Raw genomic sequence first — 16,334 nt, forward strand, 5'->3', positions numbered from 1 at the left:
CGCCCGTTGTCAGCGAGCTTGGAAGGGACTCAGGCGGCGTTGGGCCGTGCTGAGCTGGTCAAAACTTAAAAGAGAACACAACTATGCTTTTCTCCCGTAAACCTTTTGCTTCGGTTTCCAAGCGTCATTTGCTGATGGTCGCGGTCGGCTTCAGCACCGTCCTGACCGGCTGCGCGACGTCGCCGACGTCCAAGGTCGCATCGAGCACCAAGGTCGAGTACTACCCCAACTGCTACGAGCCGGTGCAGCACCTGCGGGCCACTGAGGGGAACATGACCAAGTCGGTCATCACCGGTGCCGCTGTCGGTGCCGTCGGTGGTGCGCTGCTGGGCGCCCTGACCGCCGACAAGGAAGACCGTGGCCGCAACGCCGCCATCGGTGCGGCGGGCGGTGCCCTGGCGGGCGGCGCCGCCGGTTACTACACCGAGCGCCAGAAGCAGATCGCTGATGACAACCAGCGCATCGCTTCCTATGCCGCCGACGTCAACAAAAGCGTTACCGACATCGACCGCAGCACCGCGTACGCCAAGGCTTCGCAGCAGTGCTACCAGAGCGCGTTCACCAAACTGGTTGCCGACCGCAAGGCCAAGACCGTCAACGACACCGAAGGTCGCAAGCGCCTGGCAGAAATCGTCGCCGGCCTGAAAGAGTCCAACGACCTGATCGTCGCGGTCAACGGCAAGGCTTCGGAAGACCTGAACAACTACACCCAGGCCTATGAAAAAGACCTGCAGCAAGTGGGCGTGCAGCGCACCGACGTCGTGACCGTGGCGACCGCCGAGACCACCCCGGTCGTGGCGACCACCACCAAGACCAAGAAATCCGTGAAGCCTGCGAAAAAGCCGCCAGTGCTGCCAACCGTGCCGAAAGAGGCGGTGACCACCGAGAAGACCCTGCAGACCGCCAAGGCCAAGCAGGATGAAAGCAAGCAGGTGGCCAGCGCCGGCACCACCCAGGTCAACAGCATGTGCAAGAACCCGGACCTGGGCGACTGGGCACCGGTGCCTTGCCCGAATGTTTGATTGAGTGAGAGCTGCTGATCATTCCCCCGGGAGTGATCGCTGCGTTAAAGCTGTGGGAGCGAGTTTGCTCGCGATAGCGTCCGTTCAGTTGGCATTCATGTTGACTGACCCGCCGCCATCGCGAGCAAGCTCGCTCCCACAGTTGTTTTGTGCTGGTCGCAGTATCCGCGTTATCCCCGATTCCCTTGTGAGAGCGAGCTTGCTCGCGATGGCTGCCTGGCAGTTGGCGGGGATTTTGTTGACCGTGTGCATATCCATTGCTGCGGTAACGGCTGCTTATGGTTCCGCCCTTACGGCGGGTTACTTTTGGCAAACGCTCCAAAAGTAACCAAAAAGGCTTCGCCCCACCACTGGGCACCTCGCCAAGGCGAGGTGTTCCCGAACGAAGGCATTGCTCCGTGGGCCCGCCGCGAAGGGCCATCCATGGCCCAGCGCGGCTATCCCGGCATCCATGCCGGGATGCCCACTCCACAATGCCTGCGTTCGGCCCTTGTGGTTAATGGGGCGCCTAAGATCAAAAGCCAAAGCCAAAGTCAAAGCCAAAGCCAAAGCCAAAGCCAAAGCGAGGTGACATAAAAGCCGATTTGTTTCTTTCAGCCGTGCCTGGATCTACCTGTGGGAGTAAAGCTTGCTCGCGATAGCGCCGGCCCAGCTTGCATTGATGTCGACTGACACCCCGCTATCGCGAGCAGGCTAGCAAGAGTATGGATTAGACCCTGACGCCTTGCCGGGTCTCCAGATCATCCAGCGCCCGTTCGACCAATAACTGAACCCCATCGGCCATGCGGCTGATCGCCAGGGCTATGCTGCGGCGGGAGTCGTCGACGTCGTCGGCCAGGTCGGCGGCGATGGTGCTGATCGATTGCAGGTCTTCGGAGGCGTTGGCCAGCAGGGTTTCGGTGTCGATATGAGGGGCAACGATGAACAGCTGGTTTTTATCGGGTGCGGGAGATGGGGAGGGGGGGGTGAGGTAGTAGTCGAGGGCGCGGGTGGCGGCGTCTTCGAGCTTTTTTTCTTCGAGGGCATCGACGCGGGACATTTGACCGCTGGCGGTGGATTAGGGGTGACCTTGAACATAGTGAATATCCTGAGAGTGATGGAGCCGACACCCTTCGATTGCACTTCGAAAGTGGTGGCAGCTGTGCGCAGGTGTGCAAGACCGGTCTCAGGAACCCGGCAGATCCGAAGATCTCCCACGCGCAGCCGCCATAACAGTCCGCGAGCATAGAAAAATGCTCGACGAATAGCCATAAACGAATGCGACCTGAGACGGACTTGCACGTCCGTGTCACCGTTTTTTGCGATGACGAACAGAGGTTAGCGGCGCTCGGAAGCCCTGCCTAGTTCATGGACAGCCCGGCGTTTTGAAGGAAATCTCCGAGGGAGCTGAAGGGAAACGGTCATGCTGGGAAAACGTGACTTGGCAGTCATCATGCAGGAAATACTGCTCATCTTCCGCTAAAGCGTCACGATGATGGCGTTCCGCCAAAGAATCGCTAAACTGCCCCGGCCATTCATCTTTCTTACGAGGCCGTGCCGATGAAATTTCGTTTCCTGCTGTGGATGCTGGGGTTGTTGATGGGCAAGGCCAGCCGGACCAACCCGGCGTTTCAGCAGCAACTGGGCGACAAGGACCTGGTGTTCCAGCTGCAGACTCTGGATGGCAAGGTCGCCCGGCATTTCACCGTGAAAAACCAGCGCATCACCAGCCAGTCCGGCACCCACCCAACTCCAGCGTTCGCCATTGCCTTCAAGGACGCTGCCTACGGCTTGGCCACGATGCAGGCCAAGAACAAGCAACTGGCGTTCATGAGCGGTATCCAGGACAAGTCCATCCAGATCAAGGGCAACCCGGCGCTGGTGATCTGGTTTCAGGGATTGACCCGGTACTTGAAGCCGAAGAAGGCCAAGTCCAAGGTCTGAGTGGCTTGGTATAAAGCGTCAGCGCCTTATTTCCAAAAGATCACCTCAACTGTCATTGCTGACAGGTGCAAAGCCATGCGTTCAGGCGCTCCATGAAGGTTGTTACCTAACGCGGATTGAGTACAACCTTCACGGAGCAACAGCCATGATTCAGTCAGCAGGGCTTTTAGAGGCAGGTACGCTCGACCCCACCTTCGCCGACGGCGGCGTTCAGAGATTGTGCTTCCCTGAAATCTCCGGTGATGCCGCAACCGCTGTCCTGGCTTTACCCGATAAAAAACTGATGGTTGCCATCCTGTTGTCGGGATTCCACGCCCCTGTCGCCATGACACGGCTGCATGAGGATGGAACGCTCGATACCGAGTTCGGAGGAAAAGGCGCGGGTTACGTTGAGGTGGCTTTGGACGAAGCCTACGTGGATCTCGTTTTTGGCCTCAGCGGACTGAACGACGGGAGATGGATGCTGCTAGGTCAGTATCAAGCAAATGAATCCTCCGATGGAGGGCTATTTCTCGTCCGGCAGCACAGGGATGGTCAACTGGATGAGTCTTTCGGCGAGAGGGGAATACGTTTGATTTCCTACCTCGACATGGGCCGGCATGAGCACGTCGGCGTGCGGGTCGAGGTCGTGGCAAGGGATGACAAGGCTCCCACTACCAAAGCCTCGCGAAGCGCCAGCTACCCTAGGCCGTCGGCCGTCCAGCAACCGGACGGCAAGATTGTCCTGATCGCTCAGGTAAGCCATCTGGGAGACGGTTCCAAGATGAAGGGGATCGTTCTTCGCCTGAATTCGGATGGCTCGACCGACACGACATTCAACGGAACCGGTTTTGCGATCGTCGAGCTCGAAGGCTTGACGTATGACTGGAATAGCGCCCATGGCGTTGCGGTTCAGAGCGATGGCAAGGTGCTGGTTTCCGGGATGTATACCCGGCTGGCCACAAATTTCGCGGGTGGTTATGTAACGCGCTTCGATGCCACAGGACATGTCGACACCCGATTCAATGGCGGAACCGTGACGGTTCGTCAATCGGATTTCGCCGACCTCTCAGCGCTTTGGGTAAGAGAAACGGATGGCCGGATCGTGGCGGTGGGCAGAGCTATTCGCGAGGGCGCTTCCAATGGACTGATCATTGTTTTAACCGTCGACGGTTTTTTCGATTTCAATTTCAATCAGGGGCAGCCGCTGTTTTCCCAACTGGTGCCCCAAGGGATGTTTTGGGAGCACTGTCGGGGACAGGAGGATGGCTCGCTTCTCGTCGCGGGCGCTACCGGACGGGGCTTCGTCACCGAAGAGCTTACCGTGATAACCGCACGATACCGTTCCGACGGATCCCTCGATCCGGCATTCAACGGCAGTGGTTTTACCGTTTTCGACGAGGGCGAGGAGTATGAAGACATACAGGACATGACCGTCATGGTCGATGGCCGGATCGTTATTTGTGGTTTTGCATGGAAAGCGGCTGATCCATTGCCTCACGTCGATGGAGGCTGGTTGATTCGCTATCTGACCTGAGGGCACTGTGGCAAGGGACCATGGTCCCCTTCCACAGAGTCATCAATGATTAAACTGCGATGCCAGTTCCCGCAGCAACACTTCAGCTTCAAGCACTTTGCTGACCACGTCGTTGGCTTTCTCTCGCGCCAGGCCCACGCGTTCGAGCAGGGCGTCGGGGATTTCCTCGTCGGGACCCGAGCCGATGCCCCGGGCGCGCAGCAGACGCACCGCCAGGCAGACCAGGTTCGGGTAGGCGGCGTATTCGCCGTCGTAATGCGGATCGTGCTGGAAGCGCAGGGCGGTGGCCAGTTCGTCGGGCATGTCCCAGTAGCGCATCAGCCATGAACCGATCTGCTCGCGGCTGATGCCCAGCAGGTGCTGCTCGACATAGCTGTGGCACAGGTGCGGGTTGACTTCCAGGTGCCGGCACATCAACGAGAAGTGCGGTGGAAAGACGTGGGCAAGCAGCAGGTAGCCGAAGTTGTGCAGCAGGCCGGAGAGGTACGTCAGGCCGCCTTCCGGGCGCTGGGCGCGAGGCATGGCGCGGGTCAGGCCTTCGATGACGGCGGCGGTGTAGATCGATTGTTGCCAGTACGGCGTGGTGTGTTGCGGATGGTCCTTGGGCAGGCTCAGGGTCTTGCCCAGGGCCAGGCCCAGCGCCAGGTTGATCACCAGGTCGAAGCCCAGCACCCGGACGATGGCGTCTTCCACCGAACGGATCTTGCCCGGCGAGGCGTAGTAGGGTGAGGCGGCCCAGCTCACCACTTGCGCGGCCAGGGCCGGGTCGGTTTCGACGACGCCGGTGATGTCATCGATGGTGGCGTCCGGATCGACCCGCAGCTTGATGATTTTCTGAGCGGTCTCGGCCAGCGGCGGAATCTCGATGGTTTCTTCCAGCCGTTGCTGGATGCGCCGGGCCGTGAAGGCCTGTACCGCCTGGGTGATTTCCGCGCGGTCGTCGTGGGGACGGTCCAGGTTGGGGGTGATATTGCTCAAGGCTTCGCCGAATGTGGCGGCGCTGGCCTTGGTGAGCATGCTCTTGAAGGCCTCGCTGGTCACTTCCAGCAACACCCCCGGCTCGCCCGAGTTGATCAGCAGCATCGGCTCGCGCAGCAGGCTTTCTTCATACAGGCACGGGGAGCTGGTGAGCGCGGGCAGGCCTGGCAACATGTTCAGGCTGTGTTTGCCGAGCATGCGCTCCAGCTTTTCGGTCGGCACCGCCGTGAGCTTGCGGCCGGTGAGCTCGGCCAGGCGATTGAGATCCAGCAACTGGCTTTGGGGAAACAGCACCATGAGTGCGCCGACGGCATCGTGCAGCAGAACGGCCTGCACCTTGCGGGCAGGGTTCAGGCCCGGTCGTTCGAGAACTTCGTCGAAGGCGATGCCTGATTTCTCGAGCAGCAGCCGAATAACAGACGGAGCATGCGGGATTTCTGGGGCGAGAGCAGCGTCAGTCATGGTCTGTATCCGTTTTCCAACAAGTTGAGCAGTATAACCAGCTTGCCCGGCGGACGCGCCCGGAAACTGAGAGACTGCTCACACTTGGCCGTATTGCTGCCCATGACGCAGCCAGCGATCCAGCAACGGGCTGACGTGGTCCGGCCAGCGCTCCAGCAGAGCCTGGGCTGCGTCGCGTACCGCAGGGAGCAGATCGGCGTCACGCATCAGGTCGGCTACCTTGAATTGAAGCAGACCGGTCTGGCGCGTGCCGAGCATTTCACCGGGGCCGCGCAGTTCAAGGTCTTTTTCGGCGATGACGAAACCGTCGTTCGTTTCGCGCATGATACCCAGGCGCTGGCGGCCGATCTGGGACAGCGGCGGGTGATAGAGCAGGACGCAATGGCTGGCGGCGCTGCCTCGGCCGACCCGGCCGCGTAGCTGGTGCAACTGTGCAAGGCCCAGGCGCTCGGGGTTCTCGATGATCATCAGGCTGGCGTTCGGCACGTCCACCCCCACTTCGATGACCGTGGTGGCGACCAGCAACTGCAAGGCTCCGGCCTTGAATTCGGCCATGACGGCGGCCTTCTCGGCGGGCTTCATGCGCCCGTGGATCAACCCGACCTTCAACTCGCCGAGGGCGGCGGTGAGGTCTTCATAGGTGCTCTGCGCCGCCTGGCAGGTCAGCTCTTCGGACTCTTCGATCAACGTGCACACCCAATAGGCCTGACGCCCTTCGGCGCAGGCGCTGCGCACGCGCTCGATCACTTCCACCCGGCGGGTGTCGGTGACCAGCACGGTGTTGACCGGCGTTCGCCCCGGCGGCAGTTCGTCGAGGATCGAGGTGTCGAGATCGGCGTAGGCGCTCATGGCCAGGGTGCGGGGGATCGGTGTGGCGGTCATGATCAACTGATGCGGGCACATGCGTCCGCCCACGCCTTTCTGCCGCAGGGCCAGGCGCTGTTGCACGCCGAAGCGATGCTGTTCGTCGATGATCACCAGAGCCAGGTTCTTGAACTGCACTTCGTCCTGGAACAGCGCATGGGTGCCCACCACCATCGGCGCGCCTTCGGCGATCTGCGCCAGGGCGGCGGTGCGGTTCCTGCCCTTGAGCTTGCCGGCCAGCCAGGCGACTTCGATGCCCAGCGGTTCGAGCCAGCGCTGGAAGGTGATGAAATGCTGTTCGGCGAGGATCTCGGTGGGCGCCATCAGCGCTACCTGATACCCCGCTTCCAGGGCTTGCAGGGCGGCGAGGGCGGCGACCACGGTCTTGCCGGCGCCCACGTCGCCCTGGATCAGCCGCAGCATCGGCTCGGGCTGGCTCAGGTCGTAGGCAATCTCGTTGCCCACCCGTTGCTGGGCGCCCGTGGGGGTGAAGCCGAGGTTGGCGAGGTAGCGTGCCGGCAGATCCCTGGCCTTGGGCATCGCCGGGGCGCGCAACGAGCGCAGGCTTTCCCTCAGGCGCTGCTGGGACAGTTGATGCGTCAGCAACTCTTCGAAAGCCAGGCGGTGCTGGGCCCAGTGATGACCGAGGGCAAGCTCCTCGACATCGGCATCGGCGGGTGGGTGATGCAGATAGCGGATCGCATCGGCCAGCGGCGCCAGTTGGTAGTCCCGGGCCAGCTCCGTGGGCAGCCAGTCCGGCAGGCTGCTGGGGCCGAGCAGGGTCAGGGCCTGCTGGCAGAGCTGACGCAGGCGCTGTTGGGTCAGGCCTTCGGTGAGGGGATAGACCGGAGTCAGGGTCTCATCTACCGGGGGCGGCTCGTCACCGGTGATGGCGCGGTATTCCGGGTGATAGATTTCCAGCCCGGAAGCGCCAGGCCGCGCCTCGCCGTAGCAGCGCACGCGAGTGCCACGCTTGAGGCCTTCCTTCTGGGCATTGCTGAAATGATAGAAGCGCAGGCTGAGCCCGCCGGTGCCGTCCTGCAGGCGCACCACCAGGCTGCGGCGCCGGCCCATGACCACATCGGCGCCGCTGACGGTGCCTTCGATCACCGCGTCCTGCCCCGGCCGCAAGTGGCCGATGGGCACCACGCGGGTACGGTCCTGGTAACGCAACGGCAGGTGGAACAACACGTCCTGAAGGTTTTCCAGCCCGACCCTGGCCAGTTTCTCGGCCATGGCCTCGCCTACACCCTTGAGTGCCGTGACCGGTACTTTGGACAGCTCAGTCATGGCAGCGGCTTACTTGGCGGACGGCGGCTTGGCCACGGAACACAGGCGGATCGAATCAGCGAGGATCTCGATGGCCTTGGGTCGCGGGAAGCTGGCGCGCCAGGCAATGGCGACGGTACGGAACGGCACGGGGGCGGTCATCGGGCGGACTTCGATCACGCCGGGGGCATAGTGATGGCTGTCCACCGCAGACAGCGGCAGGATCGAAATCCCCAGGCCCGAGGCGACCATGTGGCGAATGGTCTCCAGGGAGCTGGATTCCACCGTGGTGTGCTTGGCGCCTTCGCTGCCCTTGGTCAGGGTCGGGCAGGCCTCGAGCACCTGGTCGCGGAAGCAATGGCCTTCGCCCAGCAGCAACAGGCTCTTGTCGTTGAGCAGGGCGGCGTCGATGGTCTTTTTCTGGGTCCAGGGGTGCTGGGCCGGCATCAGGACGTAGAACGGCTCGTCGTAGAGCGGCAGGGTCAGCACGTCGGCTTCGTTGAACGGCAGGGCGATGATGATCGCGTCCAGCTCGCCGTTGCGCAGTTTGTCGCGCAGCACATGGGTGAAGTTTTCTTCGATGTACAGCGGCATCTGAGGGGCGACCCGGTGCAGCTGTGGAATCAGGTGCGGGAACAGGTACGGACCCACCGTGTAGATCGCGCCGACCTTCAGCGGAGCGGTGAGCTGGTTCTTGCCGGCCTGGGCCAGTTCGCGGATGCCCTGGGCCTGCTCAAGGACCTTCTGGGCCTGGGCAACGATGCCTTCGCCTACCGGGGTCAGGCGCACGGCGCTTTTGCTGCGCTCGAAAATCAGCACACCGAGTTCGTCTTCAAGCTTCTTCACGCCCACCGACAAGGTCGGCTGGCTGACGTGGCAACGCTCGGCCGCATGGCCGAAATGCTGCTCTTGGGCGAGGGTCACGATGTAGCGTAATTCTGTGAGGGTCATAGCGAGCATCCATGAAGTTGCGAGCCAAGCATACCGGCTGCAATCGATAGACGCACGTTATCAGACTGAAGGTGCGGTGTGACACCGGGCAATAGGGGGCGGTGGCGAAAGAAACAACCTGTGGCGAGGGGATAAATCCCCCGCCACAAGGTCACAAGCCCCTGTAACAGGGGCTTGCAAATATCAGCGCCTGCGCTTGTCGATGGAATACACGAACGGCGCAACGATTTCGATGGAGCCGTTGGTCAGCATGTCCGCCGGGGGCTTGGGCAGTGGCTGGGCGCGGCGGATCATTTCCAGGGTGGCCCGGTCCAGATCGGCGTTGCCCGACTTGCCTACCAGTTCGAAGGACAACACGTTGCCTTCGGCGTCCACCACGAACCGCAGGCGGTTCAAGCCTTCCTTGCCCCGCGCTTGTGCGCTGGCCGGGTACTTCTTGTACTTGCCCAGGTGGGCCAGCAAGGTACCTTGCCAACTGGCCTTGGCCGCCAACTGTGCGGGCGAAGGGCCAGGGGCCGGCTGCGCGGATTTTTCCGTCGGTGCCTGGGTCGGCTGGGCGTCGCTGGGCTTCTGCTCCGAGGGCTGTTCCTTCGGCGGCTCCGGCTTTTTCTCCACGGGCTTGGGCTTGGGCGGTTGAGGCTTGGGCTTGGGCTTGACCGGCTTGGGCACGGCGATTTCCGCCTTCGGCGCTTCGGCGAGTTTGGGCAACGGCAGCTCTTCGACCGGCTCCGGCGGTTTCGGCGGCGTGACGACTTTAGGCGGCGCCGGCGGTGGCGGGGCGGGAACCGGTGCCAGCTCCACCATCATCGCCTGGGGCGGCAGTTCGATGGGGGGCCGTGTCGTCCAGTTCAGCGCCAGCGCGATGGCGAGCGCATGCACGCCCAGCACCACGGCCAGGCTACCGCTGTAACGCGTCAGCTTTTGGCGCGTCGTGATCATTTCTTGGGCGCCGTCTCTAAGCCGACCAGACCGACCTTCAAGTAGCCGGCGCCGCGCAGGGCATCCATCACGCTCATCAGGTCGCCGTAGTCCACGCCTTTATCGGCTTGGAAGAAGATCGTCGTGTCCTTCTTGCCCTGGGTCTTGGCATCGAGGGCCGCGCCGAGGTTCTCGGCCTTGACCTCCTCTTCGCCCAGGAACAGGCGCTGGTCGGCCTTGACGCTCAGGAACATCGGTTTCTCAGGCCGGGGCGAGGGCTTGGCCGTCGACGCCGGAAGGTCGACCTTGATGTCCACGGTGGCCAGCGGGGCCGCCACCATGAAGATGATCAACAGCACCAGCATCACATCGATGAATGGGGTGACGTTGATTTCGTGGTTCTCGGCCAGATCGTCGTCTGCGCCTTCTTTCAAATGCAGGCCCATGGCCGATTACCCCACTTTCACCATGTGCGGTTGCGAGCTGCGCTCAGGCGGCAGGTGGTCGAGGTCGCGGCTGACCAGCAGCAGCACCTCGGCCGACGCGTCGGACACCTGGGCCTTGTAGCCGGCAATGGAGCGGGCGAAAACGTTATAGATGACCACGGCGGGGATCGCCGCCACCAGGCCCAGCGCAGTCGCCAGCAAGGCTTCGGCGATGCCGGGCGCCACGACGGCGAGGTTGGTGGTCTGGGTCTTGGCGATGCCGATGAAGCTGTTCATGATGCCCCACACGGTACCGAACAGGCCCACGAACGGCGCGGTGGAACCGATGGTGGCGAGTACGCCGGTGCCGCTGCTCATGTTGCGACCGCAGGCGGCCACCAGGCGCTCGAGGCGGAAGCTCACGCGTTCCTTGATGCCTTCCTTCTCGCGGCTGTTGGCCGACAGGCGCATCTCTTCGAGCGCATCGTGCACCAGCAGGTTGGCGAGGGTGCCTTCCTTCGCCGCAGTGGCGCTGGCTTCCTTGAGGGTGGTGGCTTTTTTCAGGGCGGCGATCTCACCGCGCAGGCGACGCTTGGCTCCCAGCAGCTCGAAGCCCTTGGCGATCCAGATGGTCCAGGTGATGATCGAGGCGATGGCCAGGCCGATCATCACGGCCTTCACGATGACGTCGGCGTTCTGGTACATGCCCCATGGGGACAGGTCATGGGCCATGCCCAGGGTGTTGTCGGCTTCAAGCACTTCAGGCGCGTCGGTCGGTGTGGCTTCGACGGCCTGGGCCGGCTCGGTGGCCACCGGCGTTGCAGCCGGAGCGGCCGCATCGGCAGGTGCCTGGGTGGCAGGCGCGGTGGCTGGGGCAGCCGTAGCGGGCGTCTGCGCATCGGCGAACGCGGCGACGGGCGTCAGCAGCAGGCTGAACAACAGCGCAGCCACGGCGCTCCAGGCGCGAGGTCGTTGGGTTGGCGAAGCGAAGGATAGAGAGTGTTTCATGCTGGCCGGACCTGAGAGATAAAGAAGGTTGATGTTCTTCCAGGCCTCGTGGGGCCGAGAACAAAAGTGGCGAGCATTATTGCAAGTAATTCTTGTTAGCAGAAGTAATAGAGTATCTTTTTTTCCGACATCGCTAGCCGCTCGTCCCTTTCGAGGGCTAGTCTGCGGCTTTAAACGAGGAGTTTCTGATGTCCGCGCCTTCTGTTCTGATCGCCGGTTGCGGTGATATCGGCGGCCGTCTGGCCAGCCAGCTACAGGCCCGACACTGGCAGGTGTATGGCTTGCGCCGTACGGTTTCCAACCTCCCGGCGGGTGTGCTCGGGGTGGCGGGTGACCTGTTCAGCCAGCAATGCCCGGCCGATTGGCCTACCGCTCCGCTGGACTACCTGGTGTACAGCGCCGCAGCCACCGAACATGACGAAGCGGGCTATCGCGCCGCCTATGTCGAAGGGTTGAAGCATGTGCTGGGCTGGTTGAGGCAGCACGGGCAGCAACCGAAACGGCTGCTGTTTGTCTCCAGCAGCAGCGTGTACGGGCAACAGGCGGGGGAGTGGGTCGATGAAACCTCGCCCACCGTGGCCGGCGGCTACTCCGGCCGGCTGATGCTCGAGGCTGAGCAAGTGGCGCTCGAAAGCGGCATCCCGGCCAGCCGTGTCCGCCTGACCGGCATCTACGGCCCGGGCCGCGAATGGCTGCTGACCCAGGTGCGCCAGGGCTACAGTGTGGTGGAAGACCCACCCCTGTACGCCAACCGCATCCACGCTGATGACGCCGCAGGCCTGCTGGCCTTCCTGCTGGAAGCCGATCGCCAGGGCAAGACCCTGGACGACTGCTACATCGGCGTCGACGATGCTCCCGCCGCCCTGGCCGACGTGGTGGGCTGGCTGCGGGACTACCTGGGTGTCACCCAATGGGCCGAAAACGCCAGCGTCCGTCGCGCCGGCAGCAAGCGTTGCAGCAACGCCCGGGCCAAGACCCTGGGCTGGTCGCCGCGTTATCCGAGCTTTCGCGAGGGGTATGCGGCGATTCTCGAAGGGCGTTGCTGATCCGTCAGCCTGCGGTGGATGCGGCTGTGCTCAGGGCACCTGCGGGTGCACCGGGCTTGCAGCCGCCTCAGGGCGGCAGGCTTGCAAAACAACCCGGTCGCGCCCCGTCTCCTTGGCCTGGTAAAGCGCCTTGTCCGCCATCCCGACCAGCTCCGCCGCATCGAAATGACCGATGCCCGTCGAGGCCACGCCAAACGAGGCCGTGACCGAGAGGGCCTTGCCGGCCTCGGTGATGATCAACGCACGCACCGAATCGCACAGCTGTTGTGCCTTCTGCACGGCGTGCTCGCTGGTGCAGTTGGGAAGGATGAGCATGAGCTCCTCGCCGCCATACCGACAGGCCACGTCCGAAGTCCGTAGCGACTGTTTCAGCAGATTCGCCACCGAACGCAGCACGGCATCGCCGACAGCGTGGCCATGCATGTCGTTGATCTGCTTGAAGTGATCGAGGTCCAGCATGACCACACTCAACGGCGACTCCATGCGTTGTGCCCGGGCCATCTCCCGGTTGAGGGTTTCCTCCATATAACGGCGGTTGAACAGCCCGGTCAGTGGGTCGCGGATCGACTTGTCATGCAGCGCATTGCGCAGCTTGACGTTGGACAGGGCCAGCGCGACCTGCTCGGAAATCGACTTGGCGATCTCCATTTGCGTCTCGCTGAAAGCTTCCTGGCTACCGGCCTCGGCAAGCTTGCGAATGTAGAACATCCCCATCACTTCGCCGTAGGCGATGAGCGGAAGGCAAAGGTTGGACTGGTTGCGCTCGGAGGCTGGGTCCAGCGGCGAGTAATGCTCGCAGCAAATCAGTGGCTGGCCGAGCACACCATGGTGGGCATTGCCACGCCGCAGGCCCCAGCATTCGTGGGGGATGATGGTCGGGGAGGCGGGTTGTCCATCCCCCCATTCACCGGCCAGCTCGAACAGATCGGCTGCCTGGCTGTACAGATAAACGGAACCTGCGGTTCCCGCCAGCAGATGATTGCAATATTCCGCAGTGACTTTCAGGCCTTCGGCCAGGGTCATTTCGGTCTGCAGCAGTTGGGACATTTCTCCGAGTAGCGAGATTTCCCTGTTGCGTTTTCGCAGCAACACCATGCCCGCCTCGACACGACTCGACTCCTGGGACGCCTCCAAAGCCGAGTTTTCGGTCTGGCGTATGGCTTCACGCATCCTCAGGAAAAGCCAGGTCAGCAGCACCAGCGTGAGCAAAGTGCCCGACAGGGAAAAGGCAACGGCCAACAGGGCTTTTTGCACCAGTTGCTGATCGAGCTGCACGACTTCATCCATTTCGCCTTTGACCTGGGTGGCGATGCTTTCCCTGATGCGGTCCGTCAGCCCCTTGCCGACGCCCTGCATCACCACTTGCATGGCCGCGTCGTAGCCCTTGTCACGGCGCAGCTTGATGGTCTCGGCCAGGTTCGCCATCTTCTCGTCCACCAGGGCCCGTATGCCCTGGACGGCCTGTTGTTCTTGCTCCGGATCGGTGGCGTACAGCGCTTCGAGCGTGCGCAGTCCTTCGGGCAGATTGGTCATGGTGGCGTAGTAGGGCTGCAGAAAACGGTCATCGCCGGTGATGATGTAGCCGCGCTGCCCGGTTTCAGCATCCACCACCAGCTCGAGCAAGCCACGAAGGGAGGTCAGTTGGTCCTCGACCAACTGACGGTCACGTTGGGTCTGCCCCACCCAGGACAGGCACAGCGGCGCAACGGCGGCATTGAAGCTCATGATGATCACCGCCGCGGCGGCTGCGATTTTCAAGCTGGGTTTACGGTATCCCATCAAGGCCCCTGCACATGGAGGTAAACGACCTGCGCTTTGAAGATACGGAACAGGAGGTTTCGTTGGAGTTCATCCCAAGCCTAGTCCGTGTGGGCCAAAGCCCGGGGTGGAAATGCGCTCCACTGCAAGCGTCATCCCCAGAAAGAGCGACCTTGACGCCAGCCTGGGGTTGATGCAACGGGCAGAGGCCTGGCTTTCTAACTCATCGCTCTGCGACGCCATGTGCGTTGGGCATCCAACGCTAGGTGTGTTGCTGGTGAATCAAGCGTGGCAAAAGATTCAAATGTCTTGTAGAACGGCCGACACCTAGCATCGCCGTTTTGCTGGCGAGGTTGGTCGTGGCGTTACCGGATGTGAACATTGCATGTCGGTAACGCAAGACTTGCGGTAATGGATTGGCTCAACGGTAACCTGCGATTGGGCATTGAGCCAGGCTTCGAGGCGTTGCCACTCGACATCATTCCGGTCGGCAACCCGTTCCCCGCGTCGGCCAGCCGTCATGCGCAGCCCAAAGTCCTGCGGCAGAGGTGGACCGAAGGCGCCGAAGCGCCAGGCCTGTTCGAACACAAGGACGTTCCGGCCGCCAGTGTCGTGCTGCAGCGCCTCAGCACCGTGAACACAATTACGCTGCCAGATGAAACCACCGCCATCGGTAGGTTTATAGAAGTTGTCCGGTACCTCGGTGCGGTTAGGCTTCTTTGAGGCAAAGCGCGCGTCGTTCCAGTACTCGGCGATGGTCAGGACTTCGGAGACGACGCCTGCCCAGACGACGCTGTGGCGTGAGGAGGGATTCATTGCCGAACCGGCAAATGCGAGCACGACATCGCCCACTTTCGCCTTCTTGCGGATGCGTGGTTTACAAACCGCCAGCGTTACGGCCGGCGGGTCGTAGTTCGGGGCGGACCCCGCGTCCGTAACGATTACATACGTGTGGACTCGCAAATCCGCGCCTCCTTCATAAAGATTCGAACGAGGAGTTTTACCGAGGATACCGTGCTGCCAGTTCCGTCCTCGGTTCGCTTTCCCGCGAAAGTTACATCTCCCCCCGGCGCAGGTCCTCAATTGCCTTTTGCAAGCCTTTGGGGTCGACCGCCAACTCCTTCCCGAGGGGTTTACCAGGTTCGAGTTTTTTCATTACAGCCATACTGTGATCATCGTATAGGAACAGTTGTGCGCCCGACGGCAAAGTTACAGTACGGGCAACTCGGGAGTTCATTCCGAGCGTAGGCGGAGGCGTATCGACGCGCCCTCCCTCACCGGGTCGAGCTAGTTGGCCTGATTGTTGAGATTGTTGTCCTAAGCTTTTCACGCTATCGCCCAGGTCTCTTGCGAAAACAGCCGAGCACCTGTCTTTCAGTACGGTCGGGACCTTGTCCTCGCCAATACTTTCGTACAGGTCAAGGCACAGATAAAACTGATCATCAACACCGATCACCGAGCCAGCTATCTTCTCCACACTGGCCGCAACCACTTGCATGACGTCCTTACTGATTTCGCTTGTGCTGGCCAATGTGGAGGCGCTTGATCCAGACGCCGTAACCAGCGACTTTCTCGCCTCCTTGAGCGCAGCCTCAATGGAGTCAATCGACGCTTTCAACTGCTTGGCTCCATCAGTCGTCGGATCCATGCCCTTGTACTTTGCATTTGCTGCGTTCAATTGGGTGGTCAGTTCAAGCACGGTACCCGCTCTGTCTGCTGTCGCCGAGCCGCTCAGCGTTACACTTGGACTACGAACCACCCCCGTGAGCTGTTCTATCGCCATTAAAGCGACAGTGTTGCGCTGGTTTCTGGTGAGCATCATCCTGTACGCGCTCGGTGTAATGCCAGAGTTACCGTAGGCTTGGCAAATACTGTAGAGCTGATCCCTCAGCAGCTGAATAGAATGGGTTCGCAGACCAATACTTGCCCCCGATTCCTGAAAGGCTGCCGCCAGCGCAGCCACATCTTCTTTTTCCAAGGATAACGAACCAGCCAACGTCTTGAGGGCATCCGGGCTGGGCTCGGGACACAGCACCTCGGTGTTCTTGCCACTCCTATCCGTGCGAGTGGAGTAGGTCAGTAACCGTTCGTCAGCCTCAAGAACTCGAGACTTCTGATAAGGCGCACATCCCGCGAATAGACAGACACACACAATCAAAACGGATGACCAAGTCACGTCCTTCATGATTTCTTT

Annotated in this window: 13 protein-coding genes and 1 pseudogene; 4 read left to right on the forward strand and 10 right to left on the reverse strand. The window is 61.7% G+C overall.

The features are described 5' to 3' along the window. The first annotated feature begins 83 nt into the window (after positions 1–83). Entirely contained in the window at positions 84–1,022 is a 939-nt protein-coding gene (gene tagQ, locus BW992_RS07830; RefSeq protein ID WP_072390786.1) for a type VI secretion system-associated lipoprotein TagQ, read from the forward strand. 709 nt (positions 1,023–1,731) lie between these two features. Here the strand turns inward: tagQ and BW992_RS07835 are convergent. Continuing rightward, positions 1,732–2,099 (reverse strand): annotated as a pseudogene (locus tag BW992_RS07835) (DUF6124 family protein). A 462-nt stretch (positions 2,100–2,561) separates the two neighbouring features. On the opposite strand from BW992_RS07835, the gene BW992_RS07840 reads away from it, so the two are divergent. Beyond that, positions 2,562–2,945: a helicase gene (locus tag BW992_RS07840; RefSeq protein ID WP_072430967.1), complete on the forward strand. Its 384-nt coding sequence runs from the start codon at positions 2,562–2,564 to the stop codon at positions 2,943–2,945. Between the two features lie 145 nt (positions 2,946–3,090). Next, entirely contained in the window at positions 3,091–4,461 is a 1,371-nt protein-coding gene (locus BW992_RS07845) for a delta-60 repeat domain-containing protein (protein WP_076405945.1), read from the forward strand. A 42-nt stretch (positions 4,462–4,503) separates the two neighbouring features. On the opposite strand, the gene BW992_RS07850 is transcribed toward BW992_RS07845, so the two are convergent. From BW992_RS07850 to exbB, 6 genes are all read right to left on the reverse strand, one after another. Then, a complete protein-coding gene (locus BW992_RS07850; protein WP_072390770.1) occupies positions 4,504–5,901 on the reverse strand; it encodes an aminoacyl-tRNA deacylase and HDOD domain-containing protein in 1,398 nt (465 codons plus the stop codon). Positions 5,902–5,979: 78 nt separating this feature from the next. Further along, a complete protein-coding gene (gene recG, locus BW992_RS07855) occupies positions 5,980–8,055 on the reverse strand; it encodes an ATP-dependent DNA helicase RecG (RefSeq protein WP_076405947.1) in 2,076 nt (691 codons plus the stop codon). A 9-nt stretch (positions 8,056–8,064) separates the two neighbouring features. Continuing rightward, complete coding sequence (locus BW992_RS07860; protein WP_072390764.1) at positions 8,065–8,985, reverse strand: hydrogen peroxide-inducible genes activator; 921 nt, start codon at positions 8,983–8,985, stop codon at positions 8,065–8,067. Positions 8,986–9,168: 183 nt separating this feature from the next. Next, complete coding sequence (locus BW992_RS07865; RefSeq protein WP_072390761.1) at positions 9,169–9,924, reverse strand: energy transducer TonB family protein; 756 nt, start codon at positions 9,922–9,924, stop codon at positions 9,169–9,171. After that, positions 9,921–10,349 (reverse strand): TonB system transport protein ExbD, encoded by a 429-nt coding sequence (exbD, locus tag BW992_RS07870; protein ID WP_072390758.1) that lies wholly within the window; start codon positions 10,347–10,349, stop codon positions 9,921–9,923. The genes BW992_RS07865 and exbD overlap by 4 nt, the downstream gene beginning before the upstream one ends. Before the next feature lie 6 nt (positions 10,350–10,355). Then, positions 10,356–11,336 carry a tonB-system energizer ExbB gene (gene exbB, locus BW992_RS07875; RefSeq protein WP_072430965.1) on the reverse strand — a complete coding sequence of 327 codons (981 nt, stop codon included), beginning with the start codon at positions 11,334–11,336 and terminating at the stop codon, positions 10,356–10,358. Between the two features lie 188 nt (positions 11,337–11,524). On the opposite strand from exbB, the gene BW992_RS07880 reads away from it, so the two are divergent. Continuing rightward, complete coding sequence (locus BW992_RS07880) at positions 11,525–12,382, forward strand: SDR family oxidoreductase (protein WP_076405949.1); 858 nt, start codon at positions 11,525–11,527, stop codon at positions 12,380–12,382. Positions 12,383–12,412: 30 nt separating this feature from the next. On the opposite strand, the gene BW992_RS07885 is transcribed toward BW992_RS07880, so the two are convergent. From BW992_RS07885 to BW992_RS07895, 3 genes are all read right to left on the reverse strand, one after another. Then, on the reverse strand, positions 12,413–14,161 hold the full coding sequence (locus tag BW992_RS07885) for a diguanylate cyclase (protein ID WP_076405951.1): 1,749 nt from the start codon (positions 14,159–14,161) through the stop codon (positions 12,413–12,415). Positions 14,162–14,467: 306 nt separating this feature from the next. Beyond that, a complete protein-coding gene (locus BW992_RS26870; RefSeq protein ID WP_305955622.1) occupies positions 14,468–15,223 on the reverse strand; it encodes a hypothetical protein in 756 nt (251 codons plus the stop codon). Further along, entirely contained in the window at positions 15,195–16,325 is a 1,131-nt protein-coding gene (locus tag BW992_RS07895) for a hypothetical protein (protein ID WP_072458524.1), read from the reverse strand. Before BW992_RS07895 ends, BW992_RS26870 begins: the two co-directional genes overlap by 29 nt. Positions 16,326–16,334 lie beyond the last annotated feature (9 nt).

Source organism: Pseudomonas sp. 7SR1, assembly GCF_900156465.1.
Taxonomy (GTDB): domain Bacteria; phylum Pseudomonadota; class Gammaproteobacteria; order Pseudomonadales; family Pseudomonadaceae; genus Aquipseudomonas.